The following is a 21,393-nucleotide window of genomic DNA, read 5'->3' on the forward strand; positions in this document are numbered from 1 at the left end:
ATATTATAAAAAACTTGGGACATACTAAAGTATTATTTATGATAGGAGGAACTAAATTTGAGCGCAAATACAATATCTGTTTTCGGTCTCGGTGGCTTAAATGAAATAGGGAAAAACATGTATGCCATTGAATATAATGACAATATTTTTGTGATTGATTGTGGGAATAAGTTTCCTGATGAAAATTTTTTGGGTATTGATCTGATTATTCCTGATATTACGTACTTACTAGAAAATAAAGATAAAGTTAAAGCATTAATTATTACACACGGACATGAAGATCACATTGGAGCGACACCCTATTTTTTAAAAAAATTAAATGTACCAGTTTATGCAACACGTTTCACATTAGGTTTGGTTGAGCTTAAATTGAAAGAACATAAAATTCTCCGGGAAACAGAACTTATTGAAGTGAACCCAGATTCAAATCTCGAATTTGATCAGATTTCTGTTAGTTTTTTCAAAGTCAGTCACAGCATTCCTGATTGTTTAGGTATTGTGTTTAAAACACCTGAAGGGAATATTGTTCATACTGGTGACTTCAAGTTTGATTTAACGCCCGCAAATGATCGAAAATCAGATATTCACAAAATGGCGGAAATTGGTAAGGAAGGTGTACTACTACTGTTATCAGAAAGTACAAATGCTGAGCGCCCTGGCTTAACACCATCTGAACAAATGGTAGGCGAACATGTGATAGAAGCTTTCACTAAAGCTAAGGGAAAAGTCATTATATCAACTTTTGCATCAAATATTCACCGTGTACAGCAAATAGTTGATGCTGCAAAAAGAACGAATCGAAAGCTAGTGCTACTTGGAAGAAGCATGCTAAATGTTGTAGATGTTGCTATGCAACATGGGTACTTAGATGTTCCGGATGGAATGCTAATTGAGCAGGATCAAATCAATGAGTTTGCTCCGGAAAATGTAACAATTCTTTGTACAGGTAGTCAGGGAGAGCCCCTTGCAGCTCTTTCACGGTTATCTACTGGAAATTTCCGAGGTGTTGAGGTTTTACCTGGAGACACTGTTATTTTTGCTGCTGGGCCAATCCCGGGTAATGAGAAGAATGTTTCAAAGATAGTCAATAACTTATTTTCACTCGGTGCTAAGGTTGTTTATGGCTCTGAAAGCTCTAAGGGACTACATGTTTCTGGACATGGTTACCAAGAAGATTTGAAATTGATGCTGACATTTATGCAACCAAAATACTTTATTCCGATACACGGGGAATACCGTATGCTTCATCAGCACTGTTTGTTAGCTGAGTCTATCGGTGTGGCGAAAGAAAACACATTTATTATTGATAATGGTGATGTTGTTGATATTGAATCAACAATTGCACGTCAAACTAGAAAAATTCCAGCAGGGAATACTTATGTCGATGGAATTGGGATTGATGATGTTGGGGAAATTGTGTTAAGAGATAGAAAAAAGCTTTCTGAAGATGGTATGTTAGTAATTGTCTTAACGATGAGTAAGACTGAGAAGAAATTAATTTCTGCACCAGACACAATATCACGTGGGTTTGTCTATATGAGAGAATCTGAACAATTAATTGAAGATGTAAATAATCTTATAACAAGAACGGTTATGGGCCAACAAAAATCCAATGAGAATTCATGGGGGGCCATTAAGCAAGATATAAGAAAATCCGTAGGCAAATATATATTTAATCAAACGAAGAAGAAACCAATGATTCTTCCAATCATTATTGAAGTTTAATTAATTAAATCTTTTCAATCAATCATTAAAACTAAATGAGACTTCTATATTAAAAGTTATTTGAATAGTTACCAGAAGTTGATGTTAACCTATTGGACAGGATGAATGTACTGTGAATAAAAGATATTTACAGTACATCATCCCATTCTAGAAATTGGACATTTTATTTTTGAACACTCAACTTAAACAAAACCTTGATGCCAACATAGTTAGCAAATCTTATTAATAATATGGGTATGGAGGATAAGGGTACGGATTATAACCTGGATAACCAAATGCATAAGGGAACAATGATAATGCTGCTAAACCAGCTAATGGGAATCGTCGTGGTCGATAGCGTCTAAATCTTCTTCTAGGAGGACGATTATAATATCCGCCACCATAACTGCCATACCGATAATCCATCTCGTCTTCCACAAGATCCTCACCAACTAATACAGTAATATTAGTAACATCTACATCTACAATAATCCCATCAATAGAACTTCCATCTTTATTATTTAGTAGTACGTGGTGATGCATGTAATGATTACATTGATTATACATATCTTTTGTCTGTAACTCCTCATTATTTAAATGCTCATTTTCAAATTTCAAAATCCCTTCATCTCCTTTCAAAATATAGGATATTCATCTAGACAATGTACGTGCCTGTTTATAAGATGATTTTTTATTTAAAAACTTTATTAATACCGATCAACCTACATTTAAAGCATTAAATAAAAATGAAATTAAAAAGAAACCCTCTTTCATCGAAAAAAGATATGATACAATAGTTATAATAAAATTGTGGTTAAAAATTTAGTGATTGGTTTTATAGATGAATTAAATGAAAATAGTTACTAGAACACAAAGTCTAGAGGAGGAAAAAGAGTTGATTGAGAATAAGAAACTTCATAAAGAGGCGATGCATGTACTTAAACTTACAAGCAGAACCTTTTATATACCGATTAATCTATTAGAACCTACCTTAAAGAACACGGTGGCGTCTGCGTATTTGTGCATGCGCGCAATTGATGAAATTGAAGATCATGAGATGCTTGATCCCAAAACAAAACAAGCGTTGTTATACGCTACTAGCGCACTGTTAAATAATGAAAATGGATTTGATGTGGTTAAATACCGTCAATTGCTTAAAGAATATGAATCTATCTTACCAGAAGTTACTTTGCGACTAGGTGACTGGATTATGATTTGTCCTGAAGGAATAGTTGGTAAAGTAAAAGAGTCAACAAGTATAATGGCGAATGGTATGGCTGACTGGGCAGGTAAGGGTTGGTATATAAGAAGTGAAGAAGAACTGAATGATTATACATATTATGTTGCAGGTTTAGTAGGAGTTATGCTTTCAGATATATGGAAATGGTATGACAATACCGAGACAGATACAGACCTTGCAATTGCTTTTGGGAGAGGCTTGCAATCTGTAAATATATTGCGAAATCAGCAAGAAGATCATGAACGCGGCGTGAATTTTATTCCTGATGAATGGGAATTAGATGATATGTTTCATTATGCAACCCAAAATTTAAGTTTAGGAAAAAAATATATGAAGGATATTAATAACCGCAATATCCTTTTGTTCTGTAAAATCCCTTTAGCACTTGCAGAAAAAACACTCAAAGCCTTAAAAAACGGAAGAGAAAAGATTTCCCGAAAAGAAGTAGAAACAATCGTTGGAGAGATAACAAAGTAATTGGCATATAACAAAGCCTAGAAGCAGTGCAAAGTAATTATTGGCACTGCTTCTTATTTTATAAATGTTGTTTTAGTAATATTGCACGGTACATTAATGATGCATCTCTTCCCAACTTGTCGTGTCGATAAATATAGGGTTGTAATTCCCTAAGGAAAATGTCGTCGCAATATTTTTTATTACCAAAAATACGATAGCACCCATCGTGTTCCATACAAAATCTATCAAGTATATTGGTGGGGGAGCCAGGTCCACTGCAATATGGTCCGCAATAACGATATCCAGGTAAACAAGGCATAGTATATCCTCCTTTCATACCCTTTATTTATTCTATGCCTTAAAGTTAGGGTTGCATGGGTTTTTCAGCTACATTTGGTTCGTTAAGATAAAAAAAAAGTTGGATTTTCAGATGATAAAAATTATAGGTAGTTGACCTTTTCTTTGAAGGAGAATATGATAGAGGTAAGTTATATATTAAACTCAATAGTTAATTAAATGCATATCAAATAAAACACCTAAAAAATGTAAGTTTATTAGAAGTAAGCTTCCTTTTTTTACTCATAGAATCAGGAGGGATTTTTATGACCAAAAATTATGACCTAGTCATATTAGGAGGTGGTACCGGAGGGTATGTTGCAGCTATCCGTGCCTCTCAATTAGGTTTAAAAACAGCTATAGTTGAAAAAAATAAGCTTGGAGGGACATGTCTACATAAAGGATGCATCCCTTCAAAAGCTTTATTAAGAAGTGCAGAAGTATTTAGACAAACAAAAGAAGCATCTAAATATGGTATTGATGCTTCAGCAATTGATCTTAACTTTGTAAAAGTACAGGAACGCAAACAACAGATTGTCAATCAGTTACATCAAGGTGTAATTGATTTAATGAAAAAAGGGCAAATAGATGTATTTAATGGATATGGACGAATTTTAGGACCATCTATTTTTTCCCCATCAGCAGGTACTGTTTCTGTTGAAATGAATGATGGTTCTGATAATGAAATGTTAATTAGTAAAAATGTAATTATAGCAACAGGTTCCAAAGCAAAAATCTTGAAAGGTCTTGAGCCAGATAGTACCCATGTTTTGACTTCAGATGATGCACTAGAGCTCGAATCATTACCAAAATCAATCATTATAGTTGGGGCTGGTGTTATAGGTGTCGAGTGGGCATCTATGCTAGCAGACTTTGGAGTAGAAGTAACACTTGTTGAATATGAAAAGCAAATTTTACCTACTGAAGATAGTGCAATTGCAAAAGAAATGAAACGATTACTAACGAAAAAAGGAATTGAGATTTTAACAGAGGCGTCTGTTATTCCTAATTCAGTAGAAAAAGCAAATATGACAAACATTCAGGTTGAACATAATAATAAGCGTACAACATTAACAGCAGATAAAATGCTTGTGGCAGTTGGCAGAGAAGCAAATACTGCACAAATTGGCTTAGAAAATACAGATATCCAACTTGATCAAGCTGGATTCATAAAAACAAATATGCATTATCAAACAAAAGAATCTCATATATATGCGATTGGTGATTGTGTTGGTGGGTTGCAACTTGCGCATGTAGCATCACATGAAGGGAAATATGCAGTAGAACATATCACTGGCCAAAAACCACTTCAACTAAATGATCAAAGTATTTCTACTTGTATATACGCTAATCCTGAGATTGCGAGTATTGGCCTAACGGAAAAACAAGCAAAAGATCAAGGATATAAAGTTAAATCAGGTAAAGTAAGTTTTAAGGCAATAGGTAAGGCACTTGTATATGGAGAGGTTGATGGTTTTGTTAAGATTGTTTCAGATCAAAACTCTAATGACCTTTTAGGTGTTCACATGATTGGTCCGCATGTGACGGAATTAATTTCGGAAGTAGGGTTAGCCAAAGTGCTAGATGCAACAGCATGGGAAATTGGAGAAACAATTCACCCACACCCATCTTTATCCGAAGCAATGGCTGAAGCGGCACTTGATGTCAATGGAATAAAGATTCATGGATAAAAGGAGGAATTATCATGAGTGAAAATCGACATGTTCAGTTAGGTTTAACAGATCAAGATGTGTTAGATATGTATCGAACGATTTTATTAGCGAGAAGAGTAGATGAGCGTATGTGGCTATTAAACCGTGCAGGAAAAATACCTTTTGTTGTTTCTTGTCAAGGTCAAGAAGCGCAACAAGTAGGAGCTGCATTTGCTTTAGATCGCGATAAAGATTACGCTGCACCATATTATAGAGATGTCGGTGTAGTATTAGCTCTTGGAATGACAGCACGTGAATTAATGCTACAAGCATTTGCAAAAGCAGAAGACCCAAATTCAGGTGGGCGTCAAATGCCAGGACACTTTGGTCAAAAGAAAAATCGAATGTTAACTAATTCATCACCAGTGACTACCCAAGTACCACATGCTGTAGGTGTTGCTTTAGCTGCAAAGATGGAGAACAAAGATATTATTAGTTTAGTAACGCTCGGTGAAGGTTCATCAAATCAAGGTGACTTCCATGAAGGATTAAATTTTGCTGCTGTTCATAAATTACCTGTCATTACTATGGTTGAAAATAACCAATATGCTATTTCAGTACCATTAGATAAGCAAGTCGCTTGTGAAAATATATCTGATCGAGCAATTGGTTATGGGATGCCAGGGATAACAGTAGATGGAAATGATCCTTTGGCTGTTTATCAAGCTGTTAAAAAAGCTGCAGATCGTGCTAGAAATGGGGAAGGGCCTAGCTTAATTGAGACTGTTGCTTATCGATTAACACCTCACTCAAGTGATGATGACGATAGTAAGTACCGTTCTAAAGAAGAAGTGCAGAAAGCCAAAGAAAAGGACGGCGTGTTGACTTTTGCTTCATACCTGCGTGAACAAGATATATTAACTGAATCGATTGAAAACGAACTTGAAAAGGAATTAAAAGAAATAATAAATGAAGCAACAGAGTATGCAGAGTCTGCTCCATACGCAAGCCCACAATCTATTTATGATTTTGTATATGAAAAATAGGGGAGGAGGAAGTTATTATGCCAGTATTATCTTATATCCAATCGGTAACCCAAGCATTACAGGAAGAAATGAAACTTGATAATAAAGTATTTGTACTAGGTGAAGACGTCGGTAAAAATGGTGGTGTATTTCGTGCGACAGCGGGTCTTTATGATGAATTTGGAGAAGCAAGAGTAATAGATACACCGTTAGCTGAATCTGCAATTGCTGGTGTTGGAATTGGAGCAGCAATGTATGGAATGCGTCCTGTTGCAGAAATGCAATTTGCTGATTTTATTCTTCCAGCCGTCAATCAAATCATTTCAGAAGCTGCTAAGATACGATATCGTTCTAATAATGATTGGAATTGTCCTATCACGATTCGCGCACCATATGGTGGTGGCGTGCATGGTGCTTTATATCACTCTCAGTCAATTGAAGCTATATTCGCAAATCAACCAGGTTTAAAGGTTGTCATGCCTTCAACACCATATGATGTAAAAGGCCTTCTAAAAGCAGCTATTCGTGATAATGATCCAGTGCTCTTTTTAGAGCATAAGCGGGCATATCGACTAATCAAAGGTGAGGTGCCAGAAACGGATTATACACTTCCAATTGGAAAAGCCGATGTGAAACGTGAAGGATCAGATATTACCGTTATTACATACGGTTTATGTGTTCATTTTGCACTAGAAGCTGCTGAGAAATTAGCTGAAGAAGGCATTAATGCACATATATTGGATTTGCGAACTGTTTATCCATTGGATCAAGAAGCAATAAAAGAGGCAGCTTCAAAAACAGGAAAAGTTTTATTAATAACAGAAGATAATAAAGAGGGAAGTATAATTGGAGAAGTTGCAGCAATAATTAGTGAACATTGTTTATTTGATTTAGATGCTCCAATTAAACGTTTAGCTGGACCTGATGTACCAGCAATGCCCTATGCACAACCATTAGAAAAAGAATTTATGATAAATCCAGAAAAAGTTGAAGCTGCTATGCGTGATTTAGCTGAATTTTAAGTTATATAATAATAGATGAAGGAGGGATTCGTTTGTCTCTTGAAAAAATTACAATGCCACAACTTGGTGAAAGTGTTACGGAAGGTACAATTAGCAATTGGCTTGTTCAAGTAGGTGATCGGGTTGAAAAGTACGAGGCAATTGCAGAAGTAATGACAGATAAAGTGAATGCAGAAGTTCCTAGTTCATTTACTGGTACGATTAAAGAGTTGGTTGCAGAGGAAGAGCAGACGATTGAAGTAGGTGAATTGATGTGTTATATCGATGTGGAGGGACAAACATCTACCGAAGCTACTATAGAAAAAGCGGAAGTTCCTGAACAAAATCAATCACCTGAGTCTACCAAAGTAATGGCCATGAAAGCTAGGTATTCACCTGCAGTTATGCGTTTAGCACAAGAAAATGCAATTGATTTGAATAAAGTCAATGGAAGTGGACGTGGGGGAAGAATTACTCGTAAAGACTTGGAAAGAATTATAGCAGAACCTCCAACAGAAAAACAAGAGGATGCTCCGACAGTAGAAATAAATGAACAAATTAAAACAAAACCTTCAAAACAGCCCGTACAAGCTGCAAAAGGTGATAGAGAGATACCAGTTACAGGTATTCGAAAAGCAATTGCTACTAATATGGTACGATCAACGACAGAAATCCCGCATGCTTGGATGATGATCGAAGTTGATGTTACCAATCTTGTAAAGTATCGAGATGCTGAAAAAACAAAGTTTAAGCAAAACGAAGGCTACAATTTATCATATTTTGCTTTTTTCTTAAACGCTGTTGCAAAAGCATTGAAGAAGTTTCCTGAATTAAACAGTTCTTGGGCTGGAGATAAAATTATTCAACATAAAGAAATCAATCTTTCCGTAGCAGTTGCGCATGATAAAGAGTTATTTGTTCCTGTTATTAAAAACGTTGATGAAAAAAGTATTAAAGGAATAGCTAAAGAAATTGATTCCTTAGCGATCAAAGCTCGAAATGGCAACTTAACACAACAAGATATGGAAGGCGGCACCTTTACGGTGAATAATACGGGATCATTTGGTTCGGTTCAATCTATGGGTGTAATTAATTATCCTCAGGCTGCAATATTGCAAGTTGAATCGATCGTGAAACGACCTGTTATTATTGACGATATGTTTGCAGCAAGAGACATGGTGAATTTATGCTTATCATTAGATCATCGAATTTTAGATGGTGTTATTTGTGGACAGTTTATGTCACATATTAAAGAGATTTTAGAAAATATTTCAGGTGACACAACTCCAATCTTTTAGTGATAACCATCCATTTTTGGATGGTTTTTCTTATGTTTTGTTCAATTTTCTTTGGTTACGCTAGTTTAAGTTGTCCTTTTTTGGTAAACAGATAAATAAATATGTATAACACTAGTGTTTTTAGACAATTTAAATACAGGTAGGTGATTAAATTGAACATAATGGAATATATCGCTGCATTAACACCAGTTTTAACCGTATTTATTTTTTTAGTTTTATTCAGAATGCCAGCCACTAAAGCAATGCCTATAAGTTTTTTCATTACAGCGTTGTTTGCTTTCTTTGTGTGGAGGATCCCCATTATTCAAATTGTCGCAGCCTCAATCGAGGGGATCATCATTGCAATATCAATTCTTTGGATTGTTTTCGGTGCTATTTTATTATTAAACACACTTGCTAGAAGTGGTGCCTTAGATTCTATTCGTGATGGATTTTCAAACATTTCCACTGACCGCAGAGTTCAATTAATTATTATTGCTTGGTTATTCGGTTCTTTTATTGAAGGAGCGGCAGGGTTCGGTACACCTGCTGCTATTGGAGCTCCACTGTTAGTAGCTCTTGGATTTCCGCCGCTAGCTGCCGTTTCATTAGCTTTAATTGCAGACAGTTCTGCTGTATCCTTTGGTGCTGTTGGTACCCCAATAATTGTAGGAGTCAAACAAGGACTTAATGAGGGAGCATCCCTGGCTGGAATTGTACAGGCAGGATTAGGTAATCAACCTGTTGAAGATTTCTTACAAGAGGTTGCAAGTACAGCAGTTTTTATTGATTTATTTATTGGTTCATTAATACCAGTAATTATTGTGACAATGCTAACTCGATTTTTTGGGGAAAATCGATCTTGGAGAGAAGGCTTAGAAATATTTCCATTTGCAATTTTTGCAGGATTAAGTTTTACTATTCCAGCATTTTTAGTTGCGACTATTTTGGGTCCAGAATTCCCCTCTATTATAGGTGGGCTTGTGGGACTAGCAGTTGTGGTACCTGCTGCTAAACGAGGATTTCTCTTACCGAGTAAATCCTGGGATTTTCCACCAACTGAACAGACCATGAGTAAATCTGTACCAAATGAAAAAGTTATGCCACTATGGCTTGCTTGGATACCTTATATACTTGTTGCTGCTTTTTTAGTATTAACACGTATTGATGTTTTGCCGTTAAAGGGGTTTCTACAGTCAGTGACCGTGGGGTGGAAATCCATTCTTGGAACAGAAATTAGTACATCCTTTGAACCACTGTATTTACCTGGTGCAATATTTGTCACTGTTATATTCATTACGATTTTCATTCACAAAATGAGTGGTGCCAAAATTAAAGAAACAATTCTAACGTCTTCTAAAACAATGGTAGGGACGATCATTGCACTTGGCTCTGCAGTACCTATGGTAAGGATTTTTATTAATTCTGGAATTAATGATGCAGCCTTATTAAGTATGCCAATGGAGCTCGCTACTTCTATAGCAAACGTTGTAGGTGATGGTTGGCCGTTTGTTGCTCCATTTATCGGCTCACTTGGCTCGTTTATATCTGGTAGTGCAACATTTAGTAGTATGATGTTTTCTTTATTTCAATTCAGTGTATCAGAACAAATTGGAGCTGACCCAGAAATTATACTCGCATTACAAGTACTTGGGTCAAATGCTGGAAATATGATTTGTGTATTAAATGTAGTTGCAGCAGCTTCGGTTGTAGATTTAGTTGGTAAAGAGGGCGTTATTATTCGAATGACTTTAGGACCAATGATTTTCTATGCCGCTGTTGCTGGAATTGTTGGGTTTTTATTACTTTGATTAGCTATCTATTTGGCAAGACCATCTATTTTGATGGTCTTTTCTTTTGTTGCAGGTTTTTTCTTCCTTTTTCTTGAATGTGATATATAATACAAATTAGAAGGAGGGGTTTAATATGAGTACTTTAGAAAAAATTGTTATTATGATTGTTATTACTGTTCCACTTGCTTTTGTAGGTTTCTTTGTTCTAATCATAACAGCTCTGATGGGTCATAGCAGCTTTTATGTGCCTTATATTGTTGTAATCTTTTCAATGATTTTATTTTTTGTAGCGAATAAATTATTTAATTTTATTACAAAAGGTATGACGAAGAAACTTCAACTTTTATTTTTGGCTCTTTTATTAGTAGCAGTGGGTATATATGAAGGGATTAACTTTTACGAACGGAGTTTAGCTACCTTAGACGATCAAGAGGTTGATATGTCGTTATATCGACCGTTTGACAATGATGGTAGATTAGTAACATTAGATAACAAGGCTAGTCTACAAATTGAAGCTGATTTGCCAGTACTAGATGGAGCTACCGCACTTTATCCCTTATATGCAGCATTCGCACAAGAGACTTATCCCGAAAAATCTTATTCGATTGAAGAAAGTGAAGTCATCGTTAGCAAAACACCATATGCTTACAAAAATCTGATAAGTGGTAATGTTGACATCATTTTTGCTGCGGGTCCTTCTGATAGGCAAGTTGAAGCAGCAGAAACAAAAGGGTTAAAATTTGATATGACCCCAATTGGCCGTGAGGCTTTTGTGTTTTTTGTTAATGCGAGTAATCCTGTTGATGAATTAACAACAGAACAAATTCAATCTATCTATGCAGGTGAAATAACGAATTGGTCTGAAGTCGGTGGTAAAAATCAGGATATTCAAGCATTTCAACGTCCTGATGATAGCGGAAGTCAGACTACTTTAGAAAAATTCATGGGAAACAAGTCACTTATGAAAGCCCCAACGGATGATATTGTGACTGGAATGGGTGGTATTATATCAGAAACAGCTAATTATACGAATTACCGGAATGCAATTGGCTATTCGTTTCGATATTTTTCAATGGACTTAATACAAAATAATGAAATTAAACATTTAGCGATTGATGGAGTTTATCCTGATAAAAAAACGATACGTACGGGAGAATATCCAATTAGCAAGGAATTCTATGCAATAACAACAGATACGGATAATCCGAATGTTGATCGATTAATTGAATGGATCTTATCCGATCAAGGTCAAAAATTAGTGGAAGAGACAGGTTATGTACCAGTTGGAAATTAGATGCGCTACTACTTATACTGTGTCTTTTATATGGAACATGATAGAATAGAAATATATTTTGAAAAGAGGTGCTTAAGTTGAATAAAATAAAATTGGGTACAAGTGATTTAGAGGTTGGGGAAATCGCATTAGGTTGTATGCGAATGGATGGACTTACTAAGAATGAAGCCGCCCATGTTATTGATAACGCATTAGATCTCGGTGTGAATTTATTTGATCATGCAGATATCTACGGCGGAGGGAAATCAGAAGAAGTATTTGCTAAAGCAATTGAGATGAATCCCTCAATTAGAGAAAAAATGTTTTTACAATCGAAATGCGGTATTCGTAATGGATTTTTTGATTTCTCAAAAGAACATATTTTATCTTCAGTAGAAGGAAGTTTAAAACGATTAAATACAGATTATCTTGATACTTTTCTACTGCATCGTCCCGATACATTAGTTGAACCTGAAGAAGTTGCAGAAGCTTTCTCGATTCTAAAAGAAAGTGGAAAAGTCCGATATTTTGGTGTTAGCAACCAAAATCCAATGCAAGTTGAATTACTACAAAAATATCTAAAAGATGATCTAATCATTAATCAAATGCAATTAAGTATCATGCACACACCAATGATTGATGCAGGTCTAAATGTAAATATGCAACACGATAAGGCAATTGATCGTGAAAACAGCGCACTCGAATATTGCCGTTTAAATGACATAACAGTACAAGCTTGGTCACCATTTCAGTACGGCATGATTAAAGGTGTTTTTGTAGGAAATGATTCTTTTCCTGAAGTAAATGGAAAACTACAAGAATTAGCTGAGAAAAAAGGAGTAACTGATTCCGCAATTGCTATCGCTTGGATATTGCGTCATCCAGCTAAAATTCAACCGGTGGTAGGTACAATGAATCCAAGTCGCTTGGCTGATATTGAGAAAGCATCTCACATTACTTTAACAAGAGAAGAATGGTATGAAGTATACCGTTCGGCAGGCAATACATTACCATAATCAATAGGAATGTAATTCATTTCACAAAACTGTCACTTAATTAAAGGAAATTTATTGTATAATAGGTACAGGTTTCCGAAAGAAACGCTGATAATCGGCGTTTCTTTTTTATATAAAAATAGATAGATAAAAAAGGTAGGGACAATATGATTAGTAGAATAAAAGAAAAATTCACTAAGAGAGGTATTCGTAGCACACTTATTACCTCGTTTAGTTTTATTGCTTTAGTACCCATTATTGCAATTGGTTTACTCTCCTACAATGAAGCTGCAACATCATTAGAAAATGAAGTTGGAAATAAAGTAGAAGATTTTGCTCGTGTTAATATGGAAAAATTAGATCGAACAATGTATGAGAGGGCAAGAGATATTGAAATATTAGTTTCAGAGCCAATTGTAGCAGAAGCATTACATAACAATCCTGGAAACAATATTGACATTTATTTAGACGAAAAATTAGAAGCTTTAACATACTATAAATCGTTAGCACTTATTGATTCAAATGGATCAGTAATTGGTCAAACTGGAGACAATAATGTCACTTCTATTAATACAGAAACAACGGAATGGAAAGAAGTACTGGAAAATGGAATTTCTTTTTCCGATGTTACATATGATTCTGCCTTAGATAGTTATGTACTTATAATTAATGTAGCAATCAATAACAAAACTGCTACTGGTGTAGTGCAAGCTAAGTTCAATGTTGAGCATATCTGGGATGATGTAAACAATATATCAAGTGAAAATGTGATCGTTGAATTAGTTAATCAAGCAGGAGAAAAAGTAGCTGATACGGTTTCAAGTGCAAGTACAGATGCAGGATTAGAGGCAAATCAACTTGATACATCATCACAGATCTTTAGAAAGTTAGATGTTGCAACCCCAGGGGACTCTGGGTTTATTAATGAAAAAGATAGTGCAAATAATGATGCAATTATAGGTTATTCCAAAAGCGAAGGCTATAAAGATTTTCCTGGTTTTAATTGGTCGCTTATTGTTAGTGAACCAACCTCAATTGCATTAGAATCAATTGAAAAGGTACGTGAAATTATCTTGCTAATTGGTTTTATTACACTTATTACGGTAATCATAATTTCCATATTTATAGCACGTAACATTGCGCGTCCACTAATCCGTTTAAAGAATCGAACCTTAACAGTTGCTGAAGGTGACCTGAATGACAAAATTGTTATACATGGGCGGGGTGAAGTTCGCGAACTTGCTCAAGCAATGAATAAAATGATTGATAATTTGCGTGATATGATTACGCAAACAAGTAAAGCTTCTAACCGTATTGACGAACAAAGCAATACACTTCAAAAAATTAGTAATGATATTAAAATAGGGAGTGAGCAAGTATCATCCACAATGCAGGAATTATCTGGAAGCGCTGAAGAGCAGGCAAGTTCATCAGCTGATATTGCAGCTGCAGAACAGGACTTGGATCAACAAATACGCAAAGTTAAAAATGAAGCAGACTCACTCGAAAAATCTTCAGGAAATGTTTGGAATATTTCGCATGAAGGAACAGATCACATGAACGAATCAATTACACAAATTGAAGTGATTAATGATGAAGTGAAAAATGCTGTTGATAAAGTGAGAGATTTAGAGAAACAATCAAAAGCAGTTTCTGAGTTAACACAAGTGATCAATACAATCACTGAACAAACTAATCTCCTTGCATTAAATGCAGCAATAGAAGCTGCGAGGGCAGGAGAGGCTGGTAAAGGTTTCTCTGTTGTAGCAGATGAGATCAGAAAATTAGCTGAGCAAGTTAGTTTATCAGCAGTAGATATTTCAGAAGTCATCAACCATATGCAGAAAGAGTCAGAATCTTTGGCAGTTTCATTAGATGGGGCTTATCAACAAGCAGACAAAGGCGTAACCCAAATAAAAGAATCGGCCATTTATTTTACTACAATTAAAGAGGAAGTAACTCAGATGAATCAACGAATTTCATCGGTTGTAAGTTATTTAGAAGGTATTGAGAAGAATAGTGAGGAAATGAATGTTGGTATTAACCAGATTGCATCAGCTTCTGAAGAAAACTCAGCCAATATTGAAGAAACGTCTAGTTCAATAGAACAACAAAAAGATGCAATGGATTATTTATCAGATCAGGCAGATGTATTACAAACTTTATCAAAAGATTTAAAGAAAATGGTTAGAAAATTTCGTATTGATTAAACAAAAAATCTACGTTCATAATTTGAGCGTAGATTTTTTATTATAAAATTAATTGCGTTTATGTTTCGGTATTGCAATCTCATGAAAGTCTGCTATTAATTTTTTAAATCCATCTTCTAATGCCTTACCTTGCATTGGCAGTCCATGTCCGGCAAGAAGTAATTTTGGATCCAATGAAGCAAGTATGTTAACAGATTGTTCAGCATCTTCCCAGTCATGTGTAAAATATGCAGGTGGTCCATATAATTTGATAATTGGTAATAGCATAGCCAGGCTTGATTCTGGATTTTCTGTTGAAACAGCATCCCCAGCAATTAATGTTTTGTCTTGTTCTCTAAATAACGATATATGTCCAGGTGTGTGACCTGGAGTGTGGATATAATTCCAGTCTGCGAGAAATGGAATATGACCATCTTCAGGTAATGGTTCAACCCAGCGCTTTATATTTACAGCATCTGTAGGGAAGACAGGTGACAATAGCGAAAGTAATCCCCCACCAACAGTAGGATCAGCTGGTGGATATTGACTTGTACCATCAAGAAATGGGATTTCTTTTGTGTGTGCGTAAATTGGAACATTCCAATACTTTGCTAATTTTTTTGCAGAGCCTACGTGATCAAAATGTCCATGCGTAAGTATAATTGCTTTTGGGGGAATATCATAACGCTTTTCCACTGCAGCAATAATACGTTCATGATAATGAGCGATACCGGTATCTATAAGTATCCAGTTTTTATCTGTTGGCTTTCCAAGCATATATACATTGGAAACCAAAGTGCGATATAACGCAACATCTGCAGTAATTTCTTCAACTACTGCATGTTCCATATCTAATTCAATATCTGAAGATAGATCAGTATGCTTATCCATAATGTATGGCTCCCTTTTTTAGTTTAGTTTGTGAGGCATAGTAGTATTTATGCATATGGAAAGGGTTATTAAATAAAAATTATTTAATTTTTTTAAGAAACGATTTGCTCACGTCTTTGAAATGCAGTCAACTTATTTAAGCATTTTTCCAATGTCTCATATGCTCTATATGTCGTCATATCATTGCCAATTGTTTCTATCGTCCAAATTGGCGTTAATGCAATCAATGTTTCTTCAGAATACTGTAGATAAGGTAAATATACTCGGTAAGTCTTACTATGGATGGAAATTTGATACCCAAGATAGAAAGAATCAACTTGACCTGTTGTTTCAAAAGTGGTTATCCTATCAAATTGATACTTTTGTAACATTTGTGGTATTGATTCATTTAATTGATTAATTATTTCTTCACGTATACATATTTTCAAAAAATCGCCTCCCTATTATTAGGATGGCGATTTTTTGGAAATATAAACCTGATAAATGATAATTTGTATATACTTCTATTAATTATTATTTAACAAATAGGTGATAGGATTTTCAGTAACAAAATTTGTAGATGGTATATCCTGATTATTTTTTAAGGTAACAGTAATTTGGTTAATTAACCGTGCAAGGTGATCTTTATCAGTCTCTGGGAAATTATTAAATGCTACACCATAATAAAAAATATCTTGGCGGACTTCATATTTCCAAACAAGAGATCCTTCTATCTCAAACGATTGATCCATTAGGGTGAAGTTATAAATAACCTTCATATTAGATTGAACTGGTAGTTTCAGTCCAGACATTATTTTTAATCCACCTAGACTTATGTTTTCAATCAAGATTTTCGCGGATCCCACATTAATTCTTTTATTATTTATTTCCACAATTGAAAGTTCTGCTTTTAGTGATCCTGGAAGTTCTAGGCGGTAGTATTTCCTTCGCTCAACTTCAGGCTTTTTTGTTTTTTCTGATTTTGGAATAGGGAAGAAGCCTTTGTTTATAAGTTTTTCAAAGGTAGCGTTAGGTACAGGTTTCGAAAAAAGGTACCCTTGGATATTAAAACATTCTTTTTGTATCAAGAGTTGCAGCTGTTCAACTTCTTCAACTCCTTCGGCTATGACTTTCATATTTAAAGCTTTTGCTAAATACAGAATACTAGTAACGATTGCTGCATCATTTTTATTTTGATTCGTGATATTCTGTATAAACATCCGATCAATTTTCAAGGTGTCAGCTGAAATATTAAGTAAATATTGTAATGTAGCATAGCCTGTACCAAAATCATCGATTGCAATTGTAATACCTAATTCACGAATTTCATCAAGCGTCTTTATTATTTTTGGTTCATTTTTTAAGATAGTACTTTCAGTGATCTCAAATTCTAAATAATGTGCTGATATTTTATGTGTTTCTAATAGTTTTTTAACAAACGTTACAAGTCCCGGTTTTAAAAAGCGAGTAGGGGATATGTTAATCGATATTGGACGTAAAATATAGCCTTTATCTTTCCATATAGCTAATTGCTTTATCACATTGCGTATTACCCAATCTCCAATTTCATTCATAAGATGATTTTCTTCAGCAAATGGAATGAACTCTGCTGGAGATACTAATCCCCACTCCTTATGATTCCAACGAATTAATGCTTCTGCTGACTCTATTAATCCATTTAATCCATTTACCTGAGGATGATAATAAACTTCAAATTCATCATTACTTATTGCTTTCCGTAAGTCTTGTTCAAGTGTATATTGTTTATAAGCTGAAATACTTTCTGTAACAGCATAAACTTGATAGGTGTTTTTACCAGATTTTTTTGCTTGGTATAATGCAGTATGTGCACTTTCTAATAGTGTTAATTCACTACCCCCATCTTCAGGGAAAAAACTAATACCAATACTTGTAGTCACATTTAGTTGATAGTCTAATACACGAACCTCTTTATCAATTTCATTTAGTATTCTTGTGGCCAAATTTTGTGACTGATCTTTGGTAGCGGTAGTGTCAATAATAACAAAATCATTACTAACTAACCTAGCAACATATCCAGTAGTAGGTAATAATTCTTTTAATCTCTCAGCAATAATTTTTAAAACTGAATCACCAACTTCATAGCCCAAAGAATTATTTATTAGTGTAAAGCGATCTAAGTCTAAATAGAAGACTGTAAATGGCTGTTTTTCCTCAATTAATCTATTCATATGGTTATATAGACTTCGTTTATTTGGGAGTCTGGTAAGATGATCATGTGATGCATAAAAATTTAACTCTTCCTGCATTTCCATTTCTGAAGTGACATCAACGATAATTCCAAATAGTCGATTTATATCAGTCTCTTTATTGAACCAAGGAATCGTTTGATCAAAAACCCACTTTATTTTACCATTATGCGTAATAATGCGATAACGATGTTTGATTGCATTTCCAGCTAATAGTTCTTGTTGGAGATTAAAGACAGCTTCTCTGTCATCTGGGTGAATCACCGACTCCCAAATGGTTGGATTTTGATAAATTTCTTCTAAAGGTAATTCAAATATTTCTTCTGTGCCTTTTGATAAATAGGTTATATTACTTGAATCAAGTTCCTTCATCCAAATACCTGAGCTTAGATTATTAAAGATATGATCAAAGCTTTCGTTTGTATCTCTAAGTTCATGTTCCAGTTGTTTTTCCTTTGTATTATCTTGAATCATACCAACTAATTTATAAGGCTTTTTATTTTTGAAGATAACTTCTGCTTGTACTTTTATGTAACAAAGTTCACCTGTCTTACCATGATAAATTCTGAACTCTGTAGCATAGTTAACTCCTTTATAAGCATTTTCAAGTATTTTCTTTGAGTGTTCATAATCTTCTGGATGTATTAATTCAAAAGGTTTATCCATTGATATATGTTCCTTTGAATCAAGCCCAAAAATAGAATAAAAATAATCTGAACAATATAAGGCATCTTCTTCAATGATATATTCCCAACTACCGGTTTTTGCGATTTGCTGTGCGTGTGTTAAATGTTTATGATTTAATTTTAATTCATTTATAAGAGTAGTGTAATCATCTTCATTATTTAATTGTTGATCTGTTGCAAGATTATTTGATGTATTTACCGAGAACAATCGATTTATCATTTTACTAAATTTAGGACTATCGTTTTTCATGGATATAACCTCCCTTTTTGCTGTATAGTTCTAATATACAATCTTTTGACTGAATTTGTAATAGTTCGACATTAATTTCATTAAAACTAAAATAATCCAAGTGAATTTGTATCTTTTTGCGCTTGCCCAGGAAATATAAATAATTGCTTGATCACTTATAAGTTGTTATTATGTTTAAAAGATATAAAGATATATAGAGGAGTTGAAATAGATGGATTTTAATTTATTTATGGGAGATGTTATTCAATCATCACGACAGGAAATTAGTGAAGCTGGTTATCAGGAATTAACAACACCTGAAGAAGTAGATCAGGCATTAGAGAAAAAAGGGACAACACTTGTAATGGTTAACTCTACATGTGGCTGTGCTGGTGGAGTTGCGCGTCCAGCAGCAGCGGAAATTGCTAAATCTGCCAATCGTCCTGATCACCTTGTTACAGTTTTTGCAGGGCAGGATAAAGAAGCAACAGAAAAAGCACGCAGCTACTTTACAGGTTTTCAGCCTTCATCTCCTTCATTTGCAATAATGAAAAATGGTGAAATTATCACAATGATTGAACGAAATAGTATTGAAGGTCATTCTAAAGAGCAAGTTGTTCAACATTTAGAACAAGCATTACAAGCGGTTAAATAATATGTATTTTAGATCCCTTAGCAACTGTTTGGAAGCTAGGGGATTTGTTTTCATACTAATCGATATACAGGATAGGGAGTAGATAACGTGAGAATTGGTTATCGAACGATTAAAACGGCTGTTGCAACCCCTTTAGCAATTTGGATAGCAGAGTTAATGCAACTAGATAATTTTGTTTCAGCTGGTATTATCGCAGTTTTATGTATTCAAACAACACGGAAAAGATCATTTTTAAGTGCGTGGCATCGTTTTGGCGCGTGTCTAATAGCAATGCTTTATGGCTTTATTATCTTTGAAATAGTAGGTTATCACCCTATATCAATTGGACTTTTAATGTTAGTATTTATTCCTACAACTATAAAGTTATGTCTTACACCTGGGATTGTAACCAGTTCTGTAATCTTATTGCATCTCTACAGTTCGTCAGATGTAACCTGGGCATTAGTTTGGAATGAATTATTATTAATTAGTATTGGAATCGGGACGGCACTGTTGTTAAATTTATATATGCCAAGTTTGGATTCTAAACTACAAGTTTTACGTAAAAAAGTAGAACGAAACTTTCAGTTAATTCTTGAAGAGATTGCATTTTACCTTCATGAAGGTAAACAAACATGGACAGGTAAAGAAATTACTGAAACAGAAAGATTATTACTACAAGCGGACTTATTAGTTTCTCGAGATGCAGAAAATCACTTATTACGTGAAGAGCATCCGTATCAAGAATATTTTAATATGCGAAAAAAACAGTTTGAATTAATTAAAAGAATGTTGCCCATTATTAGTCAGATGAGTGATTTTAATGAACAGTCTGATCGAGTAGGTAGTTTTTTCGATGATTTAGCTGAGTCTGTTGATCCAAGTAATTCTGCATATCTACATTTAGAAACAGTTGAGAATCTTAAAAAACAATTCCAAGCAGATGATCTTCCTAAAACTAGGCAAGAATTTGAATCTAGAGCAAATTTATTTCAAGTTTTACATGAAATTGAAGAGTTTATTGAAATAAAAAAAGAGCAAACACCAAAAGATATAACTAATACATAAAAAAATCATTCACACTCATACTAGGGGAAAGGGATAAGTAATGAGGTGATTGAAATGACACCATTTATTTTAGCTATTATTATGTTTGTTTCCCCTATATGGCCAGTAGGTGAGAACCCTACGTTAAATGCACCATTTGTCATTGTTAACAAACAGACTAATCAACTGGCTTTTGTTGATGAAGGAGAAGTAAAATCTATTTTTCCAATCGCAACTGGAGCTACAAATGATTTAACACCTACTGGTATGCATTCTATAATAATCAAGGCGGTTAATCCATATTACCGCAAGAAAAACATACAAGGTGGAGCTCCCGATAACCCTCTTGGATCAAGGTGGATTGGCTTTGATGCAAAAAATTCAGATGGGCGAATGTACGGTATTCATGGAACCAATCGACCAGAATCAATTGGACAGAACGTTTCTGCGGGATGTATTCGAATGCTAAATGAACATGTAGAAGAGATCTATGAGAAAATCCCAATTGGAACAAAAGTTTGGATTTTAAATTCAGATGAGGATTTTGTAACACTTGCAAGAAAAGCAGGAGCAATAGAATGAAAAAACCAACCGAATTCGGTTGGTTTTTTCAAACTAAATTAAATAAGAAAGGCCCATTGTTAATGTTGACAATACCATAGCTGCAATCATAATATAGATAATTAATTTATTTCGTCTTTGTCGTTTTGATAACTTTCTAGGTTGTTGCGTTGTTTTATTATTAGCCATTATTTACG

19 protein-coding genes are annotated in these 21,393 nt (G+C 34.5%); 13 read left to right on the forward strand and 6 right to left on the reverse strand.

Annotated features, from left to right (window positions below; translation table 11 throughout):
• The first annotated feature begins 57 nt into the window (after positions 1–57).
• Positions 58–1,725 (forward strand): ribonuclease J, encoded by a 1,668-nt coding sequence (locus D2K40_RS00775; protein WP_229666589.1) that lies wholly within the window; start codon positions 58–60, stop codon positions 1,723–1,725.
• 222 nt (positions 1,726–1,947) lie between these two features.
• Here D2K40_RS00775 and D2K40_RS00780 read toward each other — a convergent pair whose 3' ends face one another.
• A complete protein-coding gene (locus D2K40_RS00780) occupies positions 1,948–2,322 on the reverse strand; it encodes a hypothetical protein (RefSeq protein ID WP_229666590.1) in 375 nt (124 codons plus the stop codon).
• Positions 2,323–2,599: 277 nt separating this feature from the next.
• Here D2K40_RS00780 and D2K40_RS00785 point away from each other — a divergent pair, with 277 nt between their 5' ends.
• Positions 2,600–3,421: a squalene/phytoene synthase family protein gene (locus D2K40_RS00785; protein ID WP_229666591.1), complete on the forward strand. Its 822-nt coding sequence runs from the start codon at positions 2,600–2,602 to the stop codon at positions 3,419–3,421.
• 58 nt (positions 3,422–3,479) lie between these two features.
• Here D2K40_RS00785 and D2K40_RS16575 read toward each other — a convergent pair whose 3' ends face one another.
• Positions 3,480–3,737, reverse strand: a complete 258-nt coding sequence (locus tag D2K40_RS16575) for a Parvovirus coat protein VP1-like protein (protein ID WP_308422890.1) — start codon at positions 3,735–3,737, stop codon at positions 3,480–3,482.
• Between the two features lie 265 nt (positions 3,738–4,002).
• On the opposite strand from D2K40_RS16575, the gene lpdA reads away from it, so the two are divergent.
• The 8 genes from lpdA to D2K40_RS00830 all read left to right on the forward strand — a co-directional run bounded on the left by lpdA (position 4,003) and on the right by D2K40_RS00830 (position 14,962).
• Positions 4,003–5,427 carry a dihydrolipoyl dehydrogenase gene (lpdA, locus tag D2K40_RS00795; RefSeq protein WP_117151973.1) on the forward strand — a complete coding sequence of 475 codons (1,425 nt, stop codon included), beginning with the start codon at positions 4,003–4,005 and terminating at the stop codon, positions 5,425–5,427.
• 14 nt (positions 5,428–5,441) lie between these two features.
• On the forward strand, positions 5,442–6,434 hold the full coding sequence (locus tag D2K40_RS00800; protein ID WP_117151975.1) for a thiamine pyrophosphate-dependent dehydrogenase E1 component subunit alpha: 993 nt from the start codon (positions 5,442–5,444) through the stop codon (positions 6,432–6,434).
• Positions 6,435–6,451: 17 nt separating this feature from the next.
• Positions 6,452–7,435 (forward strand): alpha-ketoacid dehydrogenase subunit beta, encoded by a 984-nt coding sequence (locus D2K40_RS00805; protein ID WP_117151977.1) that lies wholly within the window; start codon positions 6,452–6,454, stop codon positions 7,433–7,435.
• Between the two features lie 32 nt (positions 7,436–7,467).
• Positions 7,468–8,712, forward strand: a complete 1,245-nt coding sequence (locus tag D2K40_RS00810) for a dihydrolipoamide acetyltransferase family protein (protein WP_117151979.1) — start codon at positions 7,468–7,470, stop codon at positions 8,710–8,712.
• Between the two features lie 161 nt (positions 8,713–8,873).
• A complete protein-coding gene (locus D2K40_RS00815) occupies positions 8,874–10,502 on the forward strand; it encodes an L-lactate permease (RefSeq protein WP_229666606.1) in 1,629 nt (542 codons plus the stop codon).
• Between the two features lie 115 nt (positions 10,503–10,617).
• The gene (locus D2K40_RS00820; protein ID WP_117151984.1) at positions 10,618–11,778 is read left to right on the forward strand and encodes a PstS family phosphate ABC transporter substrate-binding protein; all 1,161 of its coding nucleotides are present in this window, start codon (positions 10,618–10,620) and stop codon (positions 11,776–11,778) included.
• Positions 11,779–11,855: 77 nt separating this feature from the next.
• Positions 11,856–12,773, forward strand: a complete 918-nt coding sequence (locus tag D2K40_RS00825; RefSeq protein WP_117151986.1) for an aldo/keto reductase — start codon at positions 11,856–11,858, stop codon at positions 12,771–12,773.
• A gap of 146 nt (positions 12,774–12,919) precedes the next feature.
• Complete coding sequence (locus D2K40_RS00830; RefSeq protein ID WP_117151988.1) at positions 12,920–14,962, forward strand: methyl-accepting chemotaxis protein; 2,043 nt, start codon at positions 12,920–12,922, stop codon at positions 14,960–14,962.
• Positions 14,963–15,010: 48 nt separating this feature from the next.
• Here D2K40_RS00830 and D2K40_RS00835 read toward each other — a convergent pair whose 3' ends face one another.
• The 3 genes from D2K40_RS00835 to D2K40_RS00845 all read right to left on the reverse strand — a co-directional run bounded on the left by D2K40_RS00835 (position 15,011) and on the right by D2K40_RS00845 (position 18,975).
• A complete protein-coding gene (locus D2K40_RS00835) occupies positions 15,011–15,832 on the reverse strand; it encodes an MBL fold metallo-hydrolase (RefSeq protein WP_117151989.1) in 822 nt (273 codons plus the stop codon).
• Positions 15,833–15,924: 92 nt separating this feature from the next.
• The gene (locus D2K40_RS00840; RefSeq protein WP_117151991.1) at positions 15,925–16,260 is read right to left on the reverse strand and encodes a DUF5634 family protein; all 336 of its coding nucleotides are present in this window, start codon (positions 16,258–16,260) and stop codon (positions 15,925–15,927) included.
• A gap of 78 nt (positions 16,261–16,338) precedes the next feature.
• Positions 16,339–18,975 (reverse strand): EAL domain-containing protein, encoded by a 2,637-nt coding sequence (locus D2K40_RS00845; RefSeq protein WP_117151993.1) that lies wholly within the window; start codon positions 18,973–18,975, stop codon positions 16,339–16,341.
• 211 nt (positions 18,976–19,186) lie between these two features.
• On the opposite strand from D2K40_RS00845, the gene D2K40_RS00850 reads away from it, so the two are divergent.
• The 3 genes from D2K40_RS00850 to D2K40_RS00860 all read left to right on the forward strand — a co-directional run bounded on the left by D2K40_RS00850 (position 19,187) and on the right by D2K40_RS00860 (position 21,217).
• Positions 19,187–19,609, forward strand: coding sequence for a BrxA/BrxB family bacilliredoxin (locus D2K40_RS00850; RefSeq protein ID WP_117151995.1), 423 nt, complete (start codon positions 19,187–19,189; stop codon positions 19,607–19,609).
• Between the two features lie 87 nt (positions 19,610–19,696).
• Complete coding sequence (locus tag D2K40_RS00855; RefSeq protein ID WP_117151997.1) at positions 19,697–20,656, forward strand: aromatic acid exporter family protein; 960 nt, start codon at positions 19,697–19,699, stop codon at positions 20,654–20,656.
• 54 nt (positions 20,657–20,710) lie between these two features.
• Entirely contained in the window at positions 20,711–21,217 is a 507-nt protein-coding gene (locus D2K40_RS00860) for a L,D-transpeptidase (protein ID WP_117151999.1), read from the forward strand.
• A gap of 33 nt (positions 21,218–21,250) precedes the next feature.
• Here the strand turns inward: D2K40_RS00860 and prli42 are convergent, their stop codons facing one another.
• Positions 21,251–21,385, reverse strand: coding sequence for a stressosome-associated protein Prli42 (gene prli42 / locus D2K40_RS16290; RefSeq protein ID WP_162879098.1), 135 nt, complete (start codon positions 21,383–21,385; stop codon positions 21,251–21,253).
• Between the last annotated feature and the right edge of the window lie 8 nt (positions 21,386–21,393).

Origin of the sequence: Paraliobacillus quinghaiensis, assembly GCF_003426025.1 — a bacterium.
In the GTDB taxonomy this organism is placed as follows: domain Bacteria; phylum Bacillota; class Bacilli; order Bacillales; family Amphibacillaceae; genus Paraliobacillus_A; species Paraliobacillus_A quinghaiensis.